This window comes from Streptomyces sp. V4I2, from assembly GCF_030817655.1.
Classification (GTDB): domain Bacteria; phylum Actinomycetota; class Actinomycetes; order Streptomycetales; family Streptomycetaceae; genus Streptomyces; species Streptomyces plumbiresistens.
The window spans coordinates 5,788,081-5,807,947 of sequence record NZ_JAUSZM010000003.1; the positions used below are offsets into that span (position 1 = coordinate 5,788,081).

Consider the following 19,867-nt stretch of genomic DNA (forward strand, 5'->3'; position numbering starts at 1 on the left):
GGATCCGTGCTCTACGGGATCGCAGCCGCAACCACCGCCCTTCTCCTCTCGGCCGTCCTCACCGCGCTCATGCGGGTCCCGGCCCTGCGCCTCGGCGTCCTCGACCGGCGCCGACAGCGCCCGCTCCCGCTGCTCGGCGGGGTGGCTGTCGTGCTCGTCACGTGCCTGGTCACGGCCGCCGGGGAGTGGACCGGGTTCGCGCCCCTCGTGGACGGCATCGGCACGCTGCTCGCCGCCGGGGCCGCGGTCGCCGTGCTGGGGCTGGTCGCCGACGTGCGGCGGGTCAAGGCGCGGTTCCTGGTGGGCGGTACGGCCGTCGCGGCGGCCTGTGTGGTGCCGTACGCGGAGACCGGCGTGCCGGGCGGGCTGCTGGCGGCCGGCTGGATCGTCTTCGTCGCCGTCGGCTTCCGGGCGCTCGACCACGCGGACGCGCTGGCGGGCACCGTCGGGGTGGTGACCGCCTTCGGGGTGGGCGTGTTGGCGGCGGCCGAGGTGATGGACGGGCCGGCCGCGCTGCTGAGCGTGCTGGCCGCCGCGCTGACCGGGTTCCTGATGCACAACTGGCCTCCCGCGCGCGTGGGGCTCGGTTCGTGCGGATCCCTGTTCACCGGGTTCGTGCTCGCGGCGGCGGCCCTGAGCACTCGGACGGGGCACGAACCGGCGGCCGGCGCGGGGGTGTTGTTCGCGCTGACGGCCCTCGCGGCCGCGGACGTCGCCCTTGTCCTGCTGTCGCGTCGGCTGGCCGGACGGCCCCTGTTGCGCCGCGGCCCCGATCATCTCGCGCACCGGCTGCGGCGGCTCGGGCTCACCTCTCAGGGTGCGGCGGTTCTGCTCGGTGTCGGGGCCTTCTGCGGGGTACTCGTCGCGGTCCTCGCGCAACTCGGGTGGCTCGCGCAGTCGGGGGTGTACTGGGTCGGAGCGGGCGCCCTGATCGTCGTACTCGCACTCTTGCGGGTCAGGGTGTACGGGCCTCGGAGCCCCCGGCGGATGAAATCACCGCAGGTCAGAGCCCGGTTGCGTGTAAGGAACGGATAAGAGTTGAGTCTGTCCGACTCAGGTCTGTTGACCAGGGCTGGGCCGTCGTGCACACTTGAGTCCGTTCCACTCAAGTCATTGCTGGAGGAATCAACCATGGCACGTGCGGTCGGCATCGACCTGGGCACGACTAACTCCGTCGTCAGCGTTCTGGAGGGCGGCGAGCCCACCGTGATCACCAACGCCGAGGGCGCCAGGACCACGCCGTCCGTCGTCGCCTTCGCCAAGAACGGTGAGGTGCTCGTCGGCGAGGTGGCCAAGCGCCAGGCGGTCACGAACGTGGACCGGACCATCCGCTCGGTGAAGCGCCACATGGGCACCGACTGGAAGGTCGAGCTCGACGGGAAGCCCTTCAACCCGCAGCAGATGTCCGCGTTCATCCTGCAGAAGCTGAAGCGGGACGCCGAGTCCTACCTGGGCGAGAAGGTGACCGACGCGGTCATCACCGTCCCGGCGTACTTCAACGACTCCGAGCGCCAGGCGACGAAGGAGGCCGGCGAGATCGCCGGTCTGAACGTCCTGCGGATCGTCAACGAGCCCACCGCGGCGGCGCTCGCGTACGGCCTCGACAAGGACGACCAGACGATCCTCGTCTTCGACCTCGGTGGCGGCACCTTCGACGTGTCCCTCCTGGAGATCGGTGACGGCGTCGTCGAGGTGAAGGCCACCAACGGCGACAACCACCTCGGTGGTGACGACTGGGACCAGCGCGTCGTCGACTACCTGGTGCAGCAGTTCAGGTCCGGTCACGGCGTGGACCTCGCCAAGGACAAGATGGCCCTGCAGCGCCTCCGCGAGGCCGCCGAGAAGGCCAAGATCGAGCTGTCCTCGTCCACCGAGACCTCGATCAACCTGCCGTACATCACCGCGTCCGCCGAGGGCCCGCTGCACCTGGACGAGAAGCTCACCCGGGCTCAGTTCCAGCAGCTGACGGCCGACCTGCTGGAGCGCTGCAAGACGCCGTTCCACAACGTCATCAAGGACGCCGGCATCAACCTCTCCGAGATCGACCACGTCGTTCTCGTCGGTGGCTCCACCCGCATGCCCGCCGTCGCCGAGCTCGTCAAGGAGCTGACCGGTGGCAACGAGGCCAACAAGGGCGTCAACCCGGACGAGGTCGTCGCCATCGGCGCCGCCCTGCAGGCCGGTGTCCTCAAGGGTGAGGTCAAGGACGTCCTGCTCCTCGACGTGACCCCGCTGTCCCTGGGTATCGAGACCAAGGGCGGCATCATGACCAAGCTGATCGAGCGGAACACGACGATCCCGACCAAGCGGTCCGAGATCTTCACCACCGCCGAGGACAACCAGCCCTCCGTCCAGATCCAGGTCTACCAGGGCGAGCGCGAGATCGCGGCGTACAACAAGAAGCTCGGGATGTTCGAGCTGACCGGTCTGCCGCCGGCCCCGCGCGGTGTCCCGCAGATCGAGGTCGCCTTCGACATCGACGCCAACGGCATCATGCACGTCACGGCCAAGGACCTCGGCACGGGCAAGGAGCAGAAGATGACCGTCACCGGCGGCTCCTCGCTGCCGAAGGACGAGGTCGACCGGATGCGCCAGGAGGCCGAGAAGTACGCGGAGGAGGACCACGCCCGCCGCGAGGCCGCCGAATCCCGCAACCAGGGCGAGCAGCTCGTCTACCAGACGGAGAAGTTCCTCAAGGACAACGAGGACAAGGTCCCCGGCGACATCAAGACCGAGGTCGAGGCGTCGGTCGAGGAGCTCAAGGCCGCGCTCAAGGGCGAGGACACCGCTGAGATCCGTACGGCCACCGAGAAGGTCGCGGCCGTGTCGCAGAAGCTCGGCCAGGCCATGTACGCCGACGCGCAGGGCGCGCAGGCCACCGGTGGCGCGTCCGCCGGTGACGAGGAGCCCAAGGCCGACGACGACGTCGTGGACGCCGAGATCGTGGACGACGAGCGCAAGGACGGTGCCGCGTGACGGAGGAGACCCCGGGCTTCGACGAGAAGCCTGACGTCCCCTCCGGCGCCACCCCCGACGACGCCGAGCCGCAGGCCGCCTCCCCCTCCGGGGAGGGGGCGGCCCCGGCCGGGGACGCATCAGCACAGTTGGCAGGCCTGACGGCACAGCTGGACCAGGTACGCACGGCGCTCGGCGAGCGCACGGCGGACCTCCAGCGGCTCCAGGCCGAGTACCAGAACTACCGCCGCCGGGTCGATCGGGACCGGGTCACGGTCAAGGAGATCGCCGTGGCGAACCTCCTGTCCGAGCTCCTGCCCGTCCTCGACGACATCGGCCGCGCGCGGGAACACGGCGAACTCGTCGGCGGATTCAAGTCCGTCGCGGAGTCGCTGGAGACCATCGCGGCGAAGATGGGTCTGCAGCAGTTCGGCAAGGAGGGCGAGCCCTTCGACCCGACGATCCACGAGGCCCTGATGCACTCGTACGCGCCGGACGTCACGGAGACGACCTGCGTGGCGATTCTGCAGCCCGGGTACCGGTTCGGCGAGCGCACCATCCGCCCCGCGCGGGTGGCCGTGGCCGAGCCGCAGCCCGGCGCGCAGACCGTCAAGGCCGACGAGGCGGAGACGTCCTCCGGCGCCTCCGCCGCCGACGACAAGGAGAGCGGTGGCCCGGACGAGGGCTGAGCGTGAACCGAACGCTGTACCGCTGAGAGAGGAGGGACGTCGAGGATGAGCACCAAGGACTTCATCGAGAAGGACTACTACAAGGTCCTCGGCGTCCCCAAGGACGCCACCGAGGCCGAGATCAAGAAGGCGTACCGGAAGCTCGCCCGCGAGTTCCACCCGGACGCCAACAAGGGCAACGCCAAGGCCGAGGATCGCTTCAAGGAGATCTCCGAGGCGAACGACATCCTCGGCGACCCCAAGAAGCGCAAGGAGTACGACGAGGCCCGCGCCCTCTTCGGCAACGGCGGCTTCCGCCCGGGGCCGGGCGCGGGCGGCGGCTCCTTCAACTTCGACCTGGGTGACCTCTTCGGAGGCGGCGCCCAGGGCGGCGGCGCAGGAGGAGGCCAAGGCGCCGGCGGCTTCGGCGGCGGCCTCGGTGACGTCTTCGGGGGCCTGTTCAACCGCGGCGGCGCGGGCACGGGCACGCGTACGCAGCCCCGGCGCGGCCAGGACATCGAGTCCGAGGTCACCCTCAGCTTCACCGAGGCGATCGAGGGCGCGACGGTCCCGCTGCGGATGTCCTCGCAGCAGCCCTGCAAGGCCTGTTCGGGCACCGGCGACAAGAACGGCACACCGCGCGTGTGCCCGACCTGCGTCGGCACCGGGCAGGTCGCCCGGGGCACCGGCGGGGGCTTCTCCCTCACCGACCCGTGCCCCGACTGCAAGGGCCGCGGCCTGATCGCCGAGCACCCCTGCCTCGACTGCAAGGGCAGCGGCCGGGCCAAGTCCTCCCGCACCATGCAGGTCCGCATCCCGGCCGGCGTCACCGACGGGCAGCGGATCCGGCTGCGCGGCAAGGGCGCACCGGGCGAGCGCGGCGGCCCGGCGGGCGATCTGTACGTCACCGTGCATGTCGACGCCCACCCGGTCTTCGGCCGCAAGGGCGACAACCTCACGGTGACGGTCCCGGTGACGTTCGCGGAGGCGGCGCTGGGCGGCGAGGTCAGGGTCCCGACCCTCGGCGGCCCTTCCGTCACCCTGAAGCTGCCCCCGGGCACGCCCAACGGCCGCACCATGCGCGCCCGCGGAAAGGGCGCGGTCCGCAAGGACGGCACCCGCGGAGATCTGTTGGTCACCGTCGAGGTGAGTGTTCCGAAGGACCTGACGGGGAATGCTCGTGAAGCGCTCGAGGCGTATCGCGAGGCAACCGCGGGTGAGGACCCGCGGGCGGAGCTGTTCCAGGCCGCGAAGGGAGCATGATCGAGATGGACGGTCGTCGACGCAATCCGTATGAGCTGACCGAGGAAACCCCGGTCTACGTCATCTCGGTGGCGGCCCAGCTCTCCGGTCTGCACCCGCAGACCCTGCGCCAGTACGACCGCCTCGGCCTGGTCTCCCCGGACCGCACCGCCGGCCGGGGCCGCCGCTACTCGGCCCGCGACATCGAACTGCTGCGCACCGTCCAGCAGTTGTCGCAGGACGAGGGCATCAACCTGGCCGGCATCAAGCGGATCATCGAACTGGAGAACCAGGTCGCCGCCCTCCAGTCCCGCGTGGCGGAACTGCAGTCGGCCCTGGACGGCGCGGCGGCCGCGATGCAGCAGCGCGAGGCCGCGGTCCACGCGTCGTACCGACGGGACCTGGTCCCGTACCAGGAGGTCCAGCAGACGAGTGCGCTGGTGGTGTGGCGGCCGAAGGGGCGACAGGCGTCGGACTGACAGCTGACGTCAACTCGTGGAAGAGGGCCGGGATGTCCCGGCCCTCTTCGCGTTTTAGCCGACCGGCGCCACCACGGTCTCCTTCTGAGGACTTACGGCGTGGTGACCGCCCAGTCGCCCGCGGGCAGGGTCTCGGTGCCGTCGGCCTTCACGCCGGTCACCCAGTAGTACGAGGTGGTCCCGCGCTCGCCCTCGGTGTCGAAGTACTCGACGGAACCGGCACCGAGATCGGCGATCTTCTCGTATGCCCCGGTGGCCGGGTTCCAGCGGTGGACGCGGTAGCCGCCGACGGCCTCGGGGGAGTCCTCACCGAGCCCGTACCAGGTCAGACGGTTCCCCTCGTCGCCCTCCGCCCCGGTCGCCTCCAGGGTCAGCGGTGAGCCCTCGGGCGTCGCCGCACTCGGCGTCATGTCGAGCTCGGTGACGGTCACGACCTGGGCCTCGCCGGTCCACCTGAAGGACGAGTTCCCGGCATCGTCGACGGCGTCGACGATGAAGCAGGTCTCCTCGCCGTCCGGGAGGAGGGCGTAGTCGTACGAGGTGGTGTCGGCCGCCAGGTAGTAGCCCGGGTAGAGCGAGCAGACCCTCTCCTCCTCGTCGCCGAGGAGCTCGCCCCGGCGGACCACGTAACTCTCCAGGTCGGCGGTCGGGTTCGCGTCCCAGCGCAGTGCGAAGCCGTACTCGGTCGGGGTGACGTTCAGCCCGGTGACGGCGGACGGCGCGGTGAGGTCCACGCGACTGTCGCTGACGGCGGCGGACCGCGCGGACTCGTTGCCGGCCGCGTCGAGGGCGGTCACCCGGTAGGAGTAGGTGCTGCCCTCGACGGCCGAGGCGTCGACGTAGGACACCTGACTCGTCGTACTGCCGACCCTGCTGTACGTGCCCTCCGCACTCGCCGCCCGGTACACCCGGTACGACGCCGCCCCCGAGACGGAGCCCCAGCTGACCCGCAGCCCGTCCGACACGGAGTCGGTGGTCAGTCCGGTGGGGGCGGCGGGTGCGGTGCGGTCGACGGTGGTCACGGCCTGGTCGGCGGTGCCTGTCGACTCGTTGCCTGCCTTGTCGTAGGCGCGGACCTCGTAGTGGTAGCTCGCGCCGGTGACCGGAAGACCGGCGTCGGTGTACGAGGTCGAGGTGGTCGTCGCGAGCGGCGTGCTGCCGTAGGAGGCCCCCTTCAGGCGCCGGTAGACCCGGTACCCGGCGAGGTCCATCTCCTTGTTCTTCGCCCAGGTGAGTTTCGCCTTGCCGGTGGCCTGGTCGTACGTGACCGAAGTGCCTGTTGGGGCATAGGGCTTGACCTTGTCGACGGTCGCCGAGGTGCGGGGCGTGTAGCCGAACTTGACGTTGGCGGTGCCCGTCCAGTTGACGAAGTCGATGCGGAGGGTGTGCCTGCCGGAGGGGATCGTGACGTTGACGGTCTTCTTGACCGTCGTCGACACGTTCTTCCAGAGGTCGACCTTGCGGACGTTGTCGAGGTAGACGCGGATGCCGTCCTGCGCCTGGGCGGCGAAGGAGAACGGCCCGCCGGAGCCGAAGTCCCTCGTCACGGTCCAGCGGACGCCGAAGTTGTTCGACGCGAGGCCGGACGTCGGGGCACCCGTGCCCCAGTTCTGGTCGATGGCGTTGTCGCAGTCCGTCTTCTTCGGCGTGCCGGAGAAGGTGGTGTTCGCGAAGAACTGCCGCTTGAAGACCGGGGACGTGCAGGTCGTCGCGGCGGACGCGGGGGCGGTGACGGCGGTGAGCAGGCCGCCGGCGGTCGCGAGGACGAGCGCCGGTGCCGTGGCGCGGGCCACCCGGCTGGTTCGGTTGGTCATGGTCACGCTCCGCTCGGTGGGACCACGACGGGGGCGAGGCCGGAGAAGGCCTCCGAGCCGTTGGCGGCGACGGCCGAGACGAGGTAGTGGCTGGTCGTGGCCGACGGGGTGGTGAGGTCGGTGTAGGTGCGGGCGTCGGCGGTCAGGGGTACGTCGGTGAGGCGGACGTACTCGGCGGCCGCGCGGTCCCAGCGGTAGACGTGGAAGCCCGCGGTGGTGCAGTCGGCGGTGGTGCAGGTCCACGAGAGCTTCGCGTGGGCCGACTCGTCCGCAGCCGCGGTCAGGGACCAGGGCGCGGTCGGCTCGGGCGACTGCGACGGGGTGAGCTCGAACTCGTTGACACTCACGTTGGCGACGTCGACGAGCGGGGAACCGCTGGTCGTGTAACGGGAGTTGCTGTACGTGTCCACCGCGTCCACGAAGTAGACCCAGTACTCGTCGTTCGGCACGTTGAGGTCGGTGAACGTGGTCGTCCCGGGCGGGAGGGTGGCCATCCACTCGTGGTCGCCGCCGTCGGCGGGGGCCCGGTGCACGATGTACCGGGCGAGGTCCGGGGCGGGGCTCTCGTCCCACTCCAGGACCGTGCCGTACTCCGTGCTGGTGTGGGTCAGGCCGGTGACGGCCGGCGGCGGGGTGGTGTCGCGCAGGCCCGCCTGGACCGTGGCCGAGGGGGCCGACTCGCGGCCCGCGCTGTCGACGCTGGTGACGTAGTACCCGTAAGCCGTTCTCGCCGCGGCGGAGTAGTCCGTGCAGCCGTACTCCGGGTAGTAGTCGGCCTCGTTGCCCACCCGGTACGTCTCGCAGGTGACCAGGGCCGGGACGGCGTCCGCGTCGGACAGCTCCCAGCGGTAGGCCCGGTACTGCGTGGGCGCCGCCTTCGACGTCTTCCAGCGCAGGGTGATCCCGGTCTCCTCCGCGTTCGTGCCCGGGGAGTCCATGGTGGGCACGGCAAGCGGCCGGGCGAGGGAGACGACCTGCGAGGTGGCGGTGTTGCCGGCGGGGTCCTTGGCGACGATCTTGTAGTACGAGGTCTCGCCGTAGGGTGCGGTCTCGTCGGTGCGGCTCGACCCGTAGGAGACGCCGAGCTTCTCGTACGTCCCGTCGGCGGACGCGGCCCGGTAGACGTCGTACGTCACGTCGAAGGTGTCGTCCTGCCAGTCCAGCTCGACTCCGAGGACCGGGTCGTCGGTCGCGGACAGGACCGGCGTCAGCGGGGCCGTCCTGTCGACGGTTGTGACGAGCTTGTCGGTGCTGCCCGCCGACTCGTTGCCGGCCTTGTCGACGGCCCGGACCTCGTAGTAGTACGCGGCACCGGTCGGCGCGAGCGTCTCGGTGAAGGAGGTGCCGGTGACCAGGTAGCCACCGCTGACCTTGTGGTAGTCGTCGGTGCCCTTCAGGCGCCGGTAGACCTGATAGCCCGCGAGGTCCATCTCCTTGTTCTTCGCCCAGGTGAGCTTCGCCTTGCCGGTGGCCCGGTCGTACGTGACCGAAGTCCCCGTCGGGGCGAGCGGCTTGACCTTGTCGACGGTGGCCGAGGTGCGGGGCGTGTAGGCGAAGGAGACGTTCGCGGTGCCGGTCCAGTTGACGAAGTCGACGCGGAGGGTGTGCCTGCCGGACGGGATCGTGACGTTGACGGTCTTCCTCACCGTCGACGACACGTTCTTCCAGAGGTCGACCTTGCGGACGTTGTCCAGGTAGACGCGGATGCCGTCCTGGGAGGAGACCGGCAGGGCGAACGGCCCACCGGAGCCGAAGTCCCGTGTCATGGTCCAGCGGACGCCGAAGTTGTTCGACGGCAGCCCCGAGGCCGGGGCGCCGGTGCCCCAGTTCTGGGCGATCTTCGAGTCACAGTCCGTTTTCTTCGGCGTACCGGAGAAGGTGGTGTTCGCGAAGAACTGCCGCTTGAAGACCGGCGAGGCGCAGGTCGTCGCGGCGGACGCGGGGGCGGTGACGACGGTGAGCAGGCCGCCCGCGGTGGCGAGCACGACGGCGGTCGCGGCCGCCATGGTCGTGCGTCTGGCTGGATTCATTCGGTCCTCTGGTCGTGATCAGAGCGGCAGAGGCAGCCGCTGTGATCATCGACTCGTGAGGAATGGAGTTAGTTGTACGGATCTTTGCCTTTCCAAGGGGGTGCGTTCGATGGAGAGTCCGCAAAGGGCGTTTGGAGTAGTTTCCGCCATGTCTTCACATGCAAAGCGGAGCGTGGCGTTGCGCACTCGTTAAGTGGTTCCGCTTGACGCTGAGGGAGGTCGACGCGTTGGCTTTTCAGTCACACGGGCAGCATGCTGCGCCCGCGTCCGGAAGGCACCAGAAGTGAGCTCCCCAATGCGTCGTATCGCCATATCCGTGGCCGCGTCCACGATGACCCTCTCGCTGTCCGCCTGCGGCGCGCTCGGGGTGACCGGGACCAGCAGCGAGGCGAGCCCGACCAGGGGGAACGACATCACCGTCGGCGTCCTGATGCCCGAGAAGACGAACACGCGGTACGAGGAGTTCGACTACCCCATCATCAAGGCGAAGGTCGCCTCCCTCACCGAGAACAAGGGCAAGACCGTCTACGCCAACGGCGAGGCGGACCCGGACAAGCAGGCCGACCAGATGCAGCAGATGATCGACGACCAGGTCGACGTCATCCTGCTGGACGCCGTCGACTCGCACGCCATCGCCGAGACGGTGCAGAAGGCGAAGGACGCGGGCATCCCGGTCATCGCCTACGACCGCCTGGCCGAGGGCCCGATCGACGCGTACGTCTCCTTCGACAACGAGCTCGTCGGCGAGGTCCAGGGCCGCTCGATCATCGAGGCGCTGGGCGAGAAGGCCGACACCTCCGACAAGATCGTCATGATGAACGGCTCGCCCACCGACCCGAACGCCGGGCAGTTCAAGGCGGGTGCGCGCTCCGAGCTGGACGGCAAGGTGACCATCGCCGAGTCGTTCGACACCAAGGGCTGGAGCCCGGAGGCCGCCGAGTCCAACATGGCCGAGGCGCTCGAAAAGATCGGCAAGGACAACATCGCCGCCGTCTACTCCGCCAACGACGCCATGGCCGGCGGCATCATCAAGGCCCTGGAGGACGGTGGCGTCACCAAGCTGCCGCCGATCACCGGCCAGGACGCGGAACTCTCCGCCGTGCAGCGGATCGTCGCGGGCGATCAGTACATGAGCGTCTACAAGCCGTACCCGCAGGAGGCCGAGGCCGCCGCGGAGATGGCCGTCGCCAAGATCCAGGGCAAGGGCATCCAGTTCGACGCCCCTCGCCTCCGACAAGGTGGACAGCCCCACCACCAAGGACATCTCCGCCCAGCTGGTCCCGGTGGTGGCCCTGACGCAGGCCAACATCAAGTCCACGGTCGTCGCGGACGGCATCTACAAGGTGTCCGACATCTGCACGAGCGACTTCAAGGCGGACTGTGAGTCGATCGGGCTGAAGTAGGGGGTAGGGGACGCCGAGGGGACGGAGTAAAGGGCGCTTCGCGTCGGCTGCGCCGATGGCCCTTCGGGCCACCCGCGGTCATCTGGCTGGCGTTCTCGTATGCCCGTGCCAAGACCGTCATCAAGCGATTCTCGTCCCCTGCGGGATGTCGGCGAGCTTGGCCAGCAGGAGTGCCGCCGCGGCGATGTCGGAGGTGAGGTCGCGGTCGGCCATCTCCGGCGTCAGGTCGTCAAAGAGATCGTCCAACCGCACACCGCGCAATCGCAACGCGCGTACGGCGGCCACGAGTTCACACGCCAGCACCGTCCGGTAGTCGTCCGCCGCGGTCAATGCCTGCCGCGCACCGTGCGAAGCGAAACTCGCGTCCTCCTCGACGCCGCGCGACAGTGTCACGGTCTGGACTGCCGTCGGCATGGCGAGGGCTCTCAGCGAGCCGAGCGCGGAGGCCGCGACGTACTCGCAGGGCATCACCCCCGACGCGCCTCCAGCCCCCGCCCCGAGGAACGGCGCCAATCCGGTGAACGCGGGCTCGGTGAGCATGGACACTCTGGCCATGGCCAGCTGCGCCGACTGGGCTGCCGCCGAGACGGTCGCATCGACTGCCTGCGCCAGGTACGCGGCGTGGAAGCCACCGTGATGGGCAACACCGTGACCGTGCAACAGTGCGGGATTCTCGGACGGTGCGTTCGCCATACGGCAGACGACGACGTCGAGGTGGGAGAGGGCGTCGATGAACGCGCCGTGCACCTGCGGCATGCTGCGCAGTCCCAGCGGGTCCTGGATGCGCGTGGGTGCTGTTACCGGGGAGATGAGCCGGCGCATCGACCGGCACACCTCGCGTGCCCCGCTGAACGGCGTCACTTGCTCGACGACCTCGGCGAACGCCTCAGGATTGCCATCCACCGCCGCGAACGTCAGCGCCGCCACCGTGATCGCGGACCGTGACAGCGAAGCGAGCGAGGCGTGGGCGAGCGCCGCATCTCCGATCGCGGCGGCGTTGCTGTTGATGACCGGCATGGCGTCCTTCGGGTCGCACACGACCGGTGCCGGCAGCGCCATGGACGTGGGCACCTCTCCGAGCAGCGCGAGGATGGTGACCGCGAGCGCCGGGAGGTCACCGGTGCCGATGCTGCCCACCTCGCGTACGGGCGGCAGCGCGTTGGCCGAGAGCATGACCACCAACCCGTCGAGGAGATCAGGCGCCGCCCCGCTGCCTCCGGCGGCGAGCTGATTGACGCGTACGGCCAGCATCGCGCGTATGCGTTCCGGGCTCCGGAGCGGCCCCGCGGATGTGGCGTGGCTGCGCAGGAGGGCCAGCGCATGTGCGTCCGCATCGTCGATGGCGATGTCGCGATTGGCGCCCACACCCGTCGATCTGCCGTACACCATGCGTTCGGCGCTGATCTGCACCGCGTGTTCGAAGGATCGCGCAGCCCGTGATCGCGCCTCGTCGGCGAGCCGGACAGGTGCCTCCCCGTATGCGAGAGCCGCGATGTCGGAACTGTTCAGATTGATGCCGTCGACGGTGATCAACACGCCTCCAGTCGATACCGGGAGATCAGGCTCGGAACGGTGCTGTACAGGCGGCGTCGCGGGTGACCGGGCAGCCGCCGCGCGAGCCCTTCCAGCACTTCCAGCAACTCCGGATCCACCACCATTCCGGCCGCGTCCTTATGGGCGCGGGCCACCGTGGAGTCCACGCTGACCAAGTGACCCGGCCAACTCCCACCCGCCATCGACCAGATCGCCACGCGCCAACCGGTCTGCTACCAGGCCGCTTAGCCGACCCGGCGTGCTGGCGAGGCGCGACCGCGCCCCGCAACGCCGAGCCCCTGGACATCGACACAAGGGACGGTCTATTGGGGGCCCCGTCTTTCCGGGCCGCTCGCTCGCTTCTCACCCGTGCTGGAGCGAGCCGAGTCAAGGGTCGGCCGCAGGCCGATCGCCGAAGGCGACGCGGAGCGCCCTTTACTCGGGTCGCGGAAGCACGACACTGCCAAGAAGCGAGTGGCCCTACGGCAACCTCGTAGCTCCGGCGCCGTGTCCGACCTGTCAGTCGGCGTCCGTGACGTACTGGATCAGAGCGGCGAGGCCGGCGGGGGTGGCGGTCAGGATGACGTCCGGGGTGTCGCTCTCGCGGAGGCGGATCGTTCCGTCGGGGGCGGTGGCGACGTAGAGGCAGTTGCCTTCCGGGCCGCCGCTGTACGACGACTTCTGCCAGTGCAGTTCGGGCATCCGCGCCTCCTCAGAGGGTGTAGAGCACATGCTGGATGAGGGCCAGCGAGTCCTTCACCGAGTGTGTTTCGGGGGCCAACGATACGTCGATGGGGGCGAGGGCGTTCTTCGCGATCCGGTCGAACAGCGAGGTGTACTCCTGGAGCTGGCGCTGCTGCACCAAGTAGTGCGAGCCCAGGAGCTGTTCGACCACCACGGTGCCCAACCTCGGGTCGGCGGGGATGATGTGGGCGAAGTTGCCGGTGAGAGCCGCGTGCGCCTGGGAGGTGAACGGATAGACCTGGATGGTCACGTTCGGCATGCGCGCCAGCTCGATGAGATGCAGCAACTGCTCCCGTACGACCTCGGTGCGGCCGAACCGCATGTGCAGCGCGGACTCGTGGATGACGGCATGCACGGAAGGCGGGTTCTCGCGCGTCAGGATGTGCTGCCGTTCCATCCGGAACCGCAGCCCCTCCTCGATGTTCGCAAAGCCCAGATCCTCACTGGTGAAGATGGCCCGCGTGTAGTTGGCGGTCTGGAAGAGGCCCGGGATGAACAGTGGCTCGTGCGTCCGGATGGCCGCGGCCTCTGATTCGAGCTCGGCCAGGTTCAGGGCGTGCGACCCCATGTGCTTCCGGTAGGTGCGCCACCAGCCTTTGCCGCTCGTCTCGGACAGAGAGACCAAGGACTCGGCATAGGGCTCCTCTGAGCAACCGTAAACCCGACAGAGCTCGAGCAGCCGCTCGGTGAGGATCGAGGTCCGGCCGGCCTCGATGTGCCCCAGTTGTCCGCGTGTCATGCCGATCCGATCGGCGGCTTCACTGGTGGTCAACCCGGCGCGTTCGCGCAGTTGTTTGAGTTCGAAGCCGAGTCGCCGCTGTCGTTCGGTGATGGTTGTGCGCAGTCCCACGGGTTCTCCTTGGTGATCGGCCCAAAGTCTGCCCCGTCGGCGGTAGTTAGTCCATCGATTCTGACGATCAGGTTGCTCGCGAGAACCCTTAATCGCTACCTTGAGTGTGGCGTTGGTGACTTACCGAAGTCGAACGACCTTCCCTGCCCGTAAGCCGACAGAGCACCCGAACCCACACCCGGGCACCGCCATCGCCGGGCAAGGCGCCCCCTCGTACCTAGGAGCCCCTATGGACCCAGCCCGCCACCCCGCCGCCCACCGCCCCACCCAACTCACCCACGAATACAGCTTGTTCGCCCCCGCCGACGCCACCGCCCCCCGCCTCTGCCGTGACTTCGTACGTGCCGTCCTCTTCACCCACGACCGCGAACCCCTCGTCATGCCCGCCGCCCTGTGCACCTCGGAACTCGTCACCAATGTCCACCTGCACACCAAGGGCACCGCGATGCTCCGCGTCCGGATCAGCCCGGCGCGCTTCCACGTCAGCGTCTTCGACGAGAGCCCCGACCCGCCCGTCGTCACGCACCCCGCCGCCGGGGTGGTCGCCTGTTGGGGGAGAGGGCTCGCCCTCGTCGCGGAGATGGCGGACACGTGGGGTGTCGCCGCAGAGCGGGCGGGTCGGTTCGCGAAGGGCGTGTGGTTCGAGCTGGGTGGGAGCGGTGGCTCGTTCCGCTCTCACTCGAGGTGATGCCGTCATGACCAGCCTGGACAAGGTCCTGTGGCGGGTGTGGAAGGCCATGGAACTCCCCGAGGGGTACCGCGCCGAGATCATCGAAGGAGTCATCGAGGTGTCGCCCACCGGACACTTTTCACATGCCCAGATCGTCAACCGCCTGCGCGACGCCCTGGCGGCCGTTCTGGAAGGCGGTGAGCAAGGTGCCTGGAACGCTGCGTGCGTGATCCACGAGCGCGCGGCGTGGATTCCGGACGTGTTCGTCGCCCCGCGTGAACCGGAGCGGTCCAAGGCAGGGGTCGGCGTGAAGGCTTCAGTGGTCCAGCTCATCGTCGAAGTCGTCTCCCCCGGCAAACGCAGCCAAGACCGCGACCGCCTCCGCAAGCGCCGCGAATTTGCCCGCGCCGGCATCCCCGTCTACGTCCTCATCGACGACTACGACGACCAGGGCGCCGTCACCCTCTTCACCGGCCCCCGCCCCGACAAGGCCGACTGGGAGGACATCCACCGCGTCCCCTTCGGCACCGAAGTCACCATCCCCAAAGGCCCGGCCAAGGGCTTCGTGATCGGGGAGGCGATCACCGGACCGAAGCGGGGCTGACACGCACCGCGGCTGACCGCGTCCGTTTTGTTCAAGACTGCGTCGGCAGCGGTTCCTACCGTCGTAGTCATGGAAACCATCGCTTCAACCTCGCGGCACATCAGCACACACATCGACCGCCCCGCCAACGAGGTCTACGACTACGCCTCGGACCCCACCAACTGGCCCGAGTGGGCTCACGGACTGGGAAGCACCATCGAGAAGATCGACGGGCAGTGGATCGCGGAGTCGACGTTCCTCGGACGGGTCGTGGTCGCCTTCGCGGAAAAGAACGAGTTCGGCGTACTCGATCACGACGTGACCCTGCCGTCGGGCGAGGTCATCCACAACCCGGTGCGTGTGATCGCCGGCGGCGCCGGGTGCGAGGTCGTGTTCAGCCTTCGTCGGCGGCCCGAGATGAGCGACGAGGACTTCCAGCGCGACGCGGATGCCGTCCTCGCCGATCTCACCACCCTCAAGCAGCTCATGGAGGACGCATAGGCAAACGGCGGGGAACTGCCGTCACGCCACCCGCGTGAGCCGGCGTACGGTCAGTCGAGCCAGGACAGCGGGTCTTCTTCGTCTTCCCCGGATTCCCGAACCGTGGGGACCGCCCCTACGGTTCGACGATGTGCCGCAGATAGGCGTGCGGGTCGGCGAGATAGCGGCGCCAGTGATCCACGATGCCGAGCTCCCGCCAGGCGACCCTCCGGATGCCGTGTTCGCCGACCTCGACGATGTCCGCGCCCGGCAGGGCGGTCAGCAAGGGTGAGTGCGTGGCACAGATGACCTGGCCGCCCTCCTTGGCCAACCGGTCGATGTGCCCGATCAGTTCGAGGCACGAGGAGAAGGAGAGCGCCGCCTCCGGCTCGTCGAGAACATAGAGCCCGGCGTGCAGGAACTTACCGCGGAACGCCGCGAGAAAGCCCTCGCCATGGCTGACCGAGTCCGGCGAGAACCCCTCCCTGTCCAGGGCGTCCAGCGCGGTCTCGGCCCGCAGGAAGAAGCCCTTGCGGGCCGACCAGCTGCTGACCATACGGCGCCCGCGCGAGGCCGCGTCGAACCTCATCCGCTCGCCGAGCGCCGACTTGCCACGCGGGGAGGCGTAGCGCCAGTCGTGGGAGCCGCCATAGGAGTCCAGACCGAACCCCTCCGCCAGCGCTTCGACCAGGGTCGACTTCCCCGAGCCGTTCTCACCGACCAGAAAGGTCACCGGCGCGGTGAAGCGCAATCCTTCGTTGAGCAACTGCCGGACGCAGGGCACGGACCAGGGCCAGGCGTCCTCGTCGTACGAGGAGACGTGGGCATACGCGCGTTCGACAATCACTCGACCAGTGTCGCGCAGGACTCGGACGACGTACGTGGCCCCAGATCGTCGGGACCAGCACCTCTTGAAGGCTCAATGTCTCCACATACCGGCCGGCCCGAGCCGAACCGGCGCCGAGGGGGACACCCGGCCCCAATCACCCGCCTCGCCCCGCACCCCCCGCCTCACCCCACCCGAGTGAACTCCACAGTCACCTCCGGCAACCCCCCCGCCACCCCCCGATAAACCCCCTTGTGCGGGGTCACATCGTCATAGTCCCGCCCCCGACCCACCACGACATGCGACTCGTCGGCCCGTGTCCGGTTGGTGGGGTCGTAGCCGCACCAGTCGCCCGCCCAGTACTCGACCCAGGCGTGGCTCTGGCCGGCGACGGGGCGGTGGAGTTCCGCGTCCCGTTCGGGGTGGAGGTAGCCGGAGACGTAGCGCGTCGGGAGGCCCAGGCCTCGCAGCAGGGCGAGGGTGACGTGGGCGATGTCCTGGCAGACGCCCGCGCCCTGTTCCCAGGCCTCGGCGGCGGAGGTGGTCACCCCGGTGGAGCCGGGGAGGTAGGAGACGCGGTCGGCTACCAGGGCCGAGACCGTGGCGGCCGTCTCGTGCGGGTCGAGGCCGGCCGACGCGGCCCTCGCCTGCTCGATCAGCTCGGCGGGGAGCGTCGTACGGGGAGTCTCGCCCGCGAACTCCAGGAGGCGGGAGCGGGCGGTGTGTGCGGCTACTTCCGGCCAGTCCGGGGGCTGGGGGAGGGGGCCCGGTGCGTGGGTCTCGACCAGGCTGGAGGCGGTGATGGTCAGGTCGGCGTGCGGGTCCATCAGGTCGAAGCCGGTGACCTGGGTGCCCCAGTAGTCCCAGTACGACCAGGTGGTGGCCGTCGGGCTGACGGTGACCCGGGAGTCCAGCGTGGTCTGGTGGGGCAGGGTCAGCGGGGTCATGCGGACCTCGTTGTGCGAGGAGACCGCGGCCTGGGCGTAGGAGACCCGGGTGACGTGCCGGATGCGGAGGCGGCGCATGCCCTGGGTGGTCATCGTGGTCGTCGTCGTCATCTCAGGCTCCTTCTGTGGCCCACTCGACGGGGCCCTGGTAGGGGAAGAACCGCTCGGCCACGCCGTCCGCGGACGCCATGCAGGCCTGCTGCAAGTCGCGGAGGAGGTGCGGGAGCTGGTCTTCCAGTGCCTGGGAGTCCAGGTACTCGAGGCGGGTGCGCATCCGGCCGATCGGACGGCGCGCCGGGTCCTGGCGGGGGCGCCCGAGCGCGGCGAGGCACTCCTCCGCGGTCGTCAGGGCGTGCAGCGCGGAGCGCGGGAACTCCCGGTCCATGAGCAGGAATTCGGCCACCCGCGGGGTGTCGCCGAAGCCGCTGTGCACGCGCGCGTACGCCTCGTCGGCGCCGGACGCGCTGAGCAGGGTCGGCCAGTCGGGCGCGTGCGCCGCGTCGAGTACGCGCACGGACAGCAGTCGTACGGTCATGTCCACCCGTTCCAGGCTCCTGCCCAGGACGACGAACCGCCAGCTGTCGTCGCGGCTCATGGTGGAGTCGGCCAGGCCGAAGAAGAGGGCCGCCCGGCGGCGTACCAGTTCCAGGTAGGCGTACGGGCCGGTGCGGCGGGCCGCGAGCCGTTGGTCGGCGAGGGCGTGCCAGGTGGAGTTGAGGCACTCCCACATCTCGGAGGAGACCGCCTCGCGGGCGCTGCGGGCGTTGAGCCGGGCCGCGCCGAGCGCGCCCTCGATGGAGCAGGTGGAGCGGGCGTCGAAGGCCAGCTGGTCCAGGACCTGCTGCATGTCGACGCGCTCGTCGCCCGCGTCGACGCCGAGGATCGCGTACAGCGACCGGCAGGCCACGTCCTCGTCGCGCCAGGGGTCCTCCAGCATGCGGTGCAGGTAGGCGTCGAGGATGCGGCCGGTGTTGTCCGCGCGCTCGACATACCGTCCGGTCCAGGTGAGGGCCTCGGCTATCCGGGACAGGATCACGTCGTTCACTGCTGCTGCGCCCCTTCCTGTACGACGGCGGGGGCGCCGTCGGGTCCGAGCTGGCGGGGCGCCACGGCGGGCACCGAGCCGTTGCCGACCGGGGCGGGCTGCTGCGCGGGCCCCTCGGCGAGCACCCAGGTGTCCTTGGAGCCGCCGCCCTGGCTGGAGTTGACGATCAGGTTGCCCTCCTGGAGGGCGACGCGGGTGAGGCCGCCGGGCAGGACCCAGACGTCGTTGCCGTCGTTGACGGCAAAGGGCCGTAGGTCTATGTGGCGTGGCGCCATGCGTTCGCCCGCGAGGGTGGGGGAGGTCGACAGGGCGACGGGCCGCTGCGCGATGAAGCCGCGGGGGTCGGCGATGACGGCCGCGCGGGTGCGTTCGAGGGTCTCGCGGTCGGCCTTCGGGCCGATGACGATGCCCTGGCCGCCGGCGCCGTCGACCGGCTTGATGACCAGCTGGTCGATCTGGTCGAGGACGGCGTCCAGCTGGCCGGGTTCGTCCGGCCGGAAGGACTCCACGTTGGGAAGAATCGGTTCTTCGGAGAGGTAGTACCGGATCAGGTCCGGGACGTACGTGTAGAGCAGCTTGTCGTCCGCGATGCCGTTGCCGACGGCGTTGGCGAGCGTGACGTTCCCCGCCAGGGCGGCGCCCATGATGCCGGGGCAGCCGATCACCGAGTCGGGGCGGAAGTGGAGCGGGTCGAGGAAGTCGTCGTCCAGGCGCCGGTATACGACATGGACGGGTACCTCGCCGCGGGTGGTCCGCATCCACACCCGGTTGCCGCGGCAGGCGAGGTCGTGCCCCTCGACCAGTTGCACGCCCATCAGCCGGGCGAGCAGGGCGTGTTCGAAGTAGGCGGCGTTGCTCGGCCCGGGGGTCAGGACGACCACCCGCGGGTCCTGGGTGCCGTCGGGTGCGGCGGCGCGCAGGGCGGCGAGCAGGCGCTGGGCGTATCCGTCGACGGGGACGACGTGCTGCTCGGCGAAGAGGGACGGGAAGATCCGGGTCATCGCGCGCCGGTTCTCGATGACGTACGAGACCCCGCTGGGCACGCGCACGTTGTCCTCGAGGACCCGGAAGTCCCCGGCCTCGTCCCGGACGAGATCGATGCCGGCGACGTGGATACGTACGCCTCCCGGGGGCTCGACCCCGTGGGCCGCACGGTGGAAGTGGGGGGAGTTGAGGAGCAGCCGCCAGGGCACGACCCCGTCCTCGAAGGCACGGGCGGGCCCGTAGGCGTCGGAGAGGTAGGCCTCCAGGGCCCTGACTCTCTGGCTCACCCCGCGTTGTATGAGATCCCATTCCAGGGCGTCGAGGATCCTGGGCACCAGGTCCAGCGGCCAGGGCCGCTCCTCGCCCGCGAAGGCGTAGGTCACTCCCCGGTCGGTGAACGCTCTGGCCATCTGGTCGGCCCGGAAGCGCAGTTCGCTCGGCTCGATCGGCTGAAGTGCCGCCAGCACCGGCTCATAGGCGGTCCTGACCTCACCCGGCCGCTCAAACATCTCGTCCCACGCGTCGGCCAACGCGTACGCGTCAAATATGTCCGCCATGGCCTGACGTTAGAGGCGGGACGTAACGCGACGATCACTCGGGCATTTCCGGGAGCT

At 69.5% G+C, this 19,867-nt stretch carries 18 protein-coding genes and 1 pseudogene; 9 read left to right on the plus strand and 10 right to left on the minus strand.

Features of this window, described 5'->3' with window-relative positions:
* Positions 1–6: 6 nt before the first annotated feature.
* The 5 genes from QFZ76_RS27415 (at position 7) to QFZ76_RS27435 (ending at position 5,344) form a co-directional block, all read left to right on the plus strand.
* A complete protein-coding gene (locus QFZ76_RS27415) occupies positions 7–1,035 on the plus strand; it encodes an undecaprenyl/decaprenyl-phosphate alpha-N-acetylglucosaminyl 1-phosphate transferase (protein ID WP_307676211.1) in 1,029 nt (342 codons plus the stop codon).
* Between the two features lie 96 nt (positions 1,036–1,131).
* Positions 1,132–2,976, plus strand: coding sequence for a molecular chaperone DnaK (gene dnaK / locus QFZ76_RS27420; RefSeq protein ID WP_307676212.1), 1,845 nt, complete (start codon positions 1,132–1,134; stop codon positions 2,974–2,976).
* A complete protein-coding gene (gene grpE, locus QFZ76_RS27425; protein WP_307676213.1) occupies positions 2,973–3,644 on the plus strand; it encodes a nucleotide exchange factor GrpE in 672 nt (223 codons plus the stop codon). Before dnaK ends, grpE begins: the two co-directional genes overlap by 4 nt.
* 45 nt (positions 3,645–3,689) lie before the next feature.
* The gene (gene dnaJ, locus QFZ76_RS27430) at positions 3,690–4,886 is read left to right on the plus strand and encodes a molecular chaperone DnaJ (RefSeq protein WP_266436276.1); all 1,197 of its coding nucleotides are present in this window, start codon (positions 3,690–3,692) and stop codon (positions 4,884–4,886) included.
* Positions 4,887–4,891: 5 nt separating this feature from the next.
* On the plus strand, positions 4,892–5,344 hold the full coding sequence (locus tag QFZ76_RS27435; RefSeq protein ID WP_266448262.1) for a heat shock protein transcriptional repressor HspR: 453 nt from the start codon (positions 4,892–4,894) through the stop codon (positions 5,342–5,344).
* 92 nt (positions 5,345–5,436) lie between these two features.
* Here QFZ76_RS27435 and QFZ76_RS27440 read toward each other — a convergent pair whose 3' ends face one another.
* Positions 5,437–7,158, minus strand: coding sequence for a fibronectin type III domain-containing protein (locus tag QFZ76_RS27440; RefSeq protein ID WP_307676214.1), 1,722 nt, complete (start codon positions 7,156–7,158; stop codon positions 5,437–5,439).
* Positions 7,159–7,160: 2 nt separating this feature from the next.
* Positions 7,161–9,188, minus strand: coding sequence for a PA14 domain-containing protein (locus QFZ76_RS27445; RefSeq protein WP_307676215.1), 2,028 nt, complete (start codon positions 9,186–9,188; stop codon positions 7,161–7,163).
* 295 nt (positions 9,189–9,483) lie between these two features.
* On the opposite strand from QFZ76_RS27445, the pseudogene QFZ76_RS27450 reads away from it, so the two are divergent.
* Positions 9,484–10,591: pseudogene (locus QFZ76_RS27450) on the plus strand (sugar ABC transporter substrate-binding protein).
* A gap of 120 nt (positions 10,592–10,711) precedes the next feature.
* Here the strand turns inward: QFZ76_RS27450 and QFZ76_RS27455 are convergent.
* The 4 genes from QFZ76_RS27455 to QFZ76_RS27470 all read right to left on the minus strand — a co-directional run bounded on the left by QFZ76_RS27455 (position 10,712) and on the right by QFZ76_RS27470 (position 13,718).
* Positions 10,712–12,127, minus strand: coding sequence for an aromatic amino acid lyase (locus QFZ76_RS27455; RefSeq protein ID WP_307676216.1), 1,416 nt, complete (start codon positions 12,125–12,127; stop codon positions 10,712–10,714).
* Positions 12,121–12,291, minus strand: coding sequence for a hypothetical protein (locus tag QFZ76_RS27460; RefSeq protein WP_307676217.1), 171 nt, complete (start codon positions 12,289–12,291; stop codon positions 12,121–12,123). The genes QFZ76_RS27455 and QFZ76_RS27460 overlap by 7 nt, the downstream gene beginning before the upstream one ends.
* A gap of 352 nt (positions 12,292–12,643) precedes the next feature.
* Complete coding sequence (locus tag QFZ76_RS27465) at positions 12,644–12,826, minus strand: DUF397 domain-containing protein (RefSeq protein ID WP_307676218.1); 183 nt, start codon at positions 12,824–12,826, stop codon at positions 12,644–12,646.
* Positions 12,827–12,836: 10 nt separating this feature from the next.
* Positions 12,837–13,718, minus strand: a complete 882-nt coding sequence (locus QFZ76_RS27470; RefSeq protein ID WP_307676219.1) for a helix-turn-helix transcriptional regulator — start codon at positions 13,716–13,718, stop codon at positions 12,837–12,839.
* A gap of 229 nt (positions 13,719–13,947) precedes the next feature.
* Between QFZ76_RS27470 and QFZ76_RS27475 the strand changes: the two genes are divergently transcribed.
* The 3 genes from QFZ76_RS27475 to QFZ76_RS27485 all read left to right on the plus strand — a co-directional run bounded on the left by QFZ76_RS27475 (position 13,948) and on the right by QFZ76_RS27485 (position 15,472).
* Positions 13,948–14,406 (plus strand): ATP-binding protein, encoded by a 459-nt coding sequence (locus QFZ76_RS27475; protein ID WP_307676220.1) that lies wholly within the window; start codon positions 13,948–13,950, stop codon positions 14,404–14,406.
* A gap of 7 nt (positions 14,407–14,413) precedes the next feature.
* Positions 14,414–14,992, plus strand: a complete 579-nt coding sequence (locus QFZ76_RS27480) for a Uma2 family endonuclease (protein ID WP_307676221.1) — start codon at positions 14,414–14,416, stop codon at positions 14,990–14,992.
* 69 nt (positions 14,993–15,061) lie between these two features.
* Positions 15,062–15,472: an SRPBCC family protein gene (locus QFZ76_RS27485; protein WP_307676222.1), complete on the plus strand. Its 411-nt coding sequence runs from the start codon at positions 15,062–15,064 to the stop codon at positions 15,470–15,472.
* A gap of 115 nt (positions 15,473–15,587) precedes the next feature.
* On the opposite strand, the gene QFZ76_RS27490 is transcribed toward QFZ76_RS27485, so the two are convergent.
* The 4 genes from QFZ76_RS27490 to QFZ76_RS27505 all read right to left on the minus strand — a co-directional run bounded on the left by QFZ76_RS27490 (position 15,588) and on the right by QFZ76_RS27505 (position 19,810).
* Entirely contained in the window at positions 15,588–16,298 is a 711-nt protein-coding gene (locus tag QFZ76_RS27490) for an AAA family ATPase (protein WP_307676224.1), read from the minus strand.
* Between the two features lie 164 nt (positions 16,299–16,462).
* The gene (locus tag QFZ76_RS27495) at positions 16,463–17,335 is read right to left on the minus strand and encodes a transglutaminase domain-containing protein (RefSeq protein WP_373464361.1); all 873 of its coding nucleotides are present in this window, start codon (positions 17,333–17,335) and stop codon (positions 16,463–16,465) included.
* Position 17,336: 1 nt separating this feature from the next.
* The gene (locus QFZ76_RS27500; protein WP_307676225.1) at positions 17,337–18,269 is read right to left on the minus strand and encodes an alpha-E domain-containing protein; all 933 of its coding nucleotides are present in this window, start codon (positions 18,267–18,269) and stop codon (positions 17,337–17,339) included.
* On the minus strand, positions 18,266–19,810 hold the full coding sequence (locus QFZ76_RS27505) for a circularly permuted type 2 ATP-grasp protein (protein ID WP_307676226.1): 1,545 nt from the start codon (positions 19,808–19,810) through the stop codon (positions 18,266–18,268). The genes QFZ76_RS27500 and QFZ76_RS27505 overlap by 4 nt, the downstream gene beginning before the upstream one ends.
* Positions 19,811–19,867: the final 57 nt, after the last annotated feature.

Bases quoted from the DNA above. Each gene is read 5' to 3' on its own strand.
- dnaJ (WP_266436276.1), top strand. From the start codon at position 3,690: ATGAGCACCAAGGACTTCATCGAGAAGGACTACTACAAGGTCCTCGGC.
- QFZ76_RS27505 (WP_307676226.1), bottom strand. From the start codon at position 19,810: ATGGCGGACATATTTGACGCGTACGCGTTGGCCGACGCGTGGGACGAG.
- dnaK (WP_307676212.1), top strand. From the start codon at position 1,132: ATGGCACGTGCGGTCGGCATCGACCTGGGCACGACTAACTCCGTCGTC.
- QFZ76_RS27440 (WP_307676214.1), bottom strand. From the start codon at position 7,158: ATGACCAACCGAACCAGCCGGGTGGCCCGCGCCACGGCACCGGCGCTC.
- QFZ76_RS27495 (WP_373464361.1), bottom strand. From the start codon at position 17,335: ATGACGACGACGACCACGATGACCACCCAGGGCATGCGCCGCCTCCGC.
- QFZ76_RS27435 (WP_266448262.1), top strand. From the start codon at position 4,892: ATGGACGGTCGTCGACGCAATCCGTATGAGCTGACCGAGGAAACCCCG.
- QFZ76_RS27485 (WP_307676222.1), top strand. From the start codon at position 15,062: ATGGAAACCATCGCTTCAACCTCGCGGCACATCAGCACACACATCGAC.
- QFZ76_RS27465 (WP_307676218.1), bottom strand. From the start codon at position 12,826: ATGCCCGAACTGCACTGGCAGAAGTCGTCGTACAGCGGCGGCCCGGAA.
- QFZ76_RS27480 (WP_307676221.1), top strand. From the start codon at position 14,414: ATGACCAGCCTGGACAAGGTCCTGTGGCGGGTGTGGAAGGCCATGGAA.
- QFZ76_RS27445 (WP_307676215.1), bottom strand. From the start codon at position 9,188: ATGAATCCAGCCAGACGCACGACCATGGCGGCCGCGACCGCCGTCGTG.
- QFZ76_RS27475 (WP_307676220.1), top strand. From the start codon at position 13,948: ATGGACCCAGCCCGCCACCCCGCCGCCCACCGCCCCACCCAACTCACC.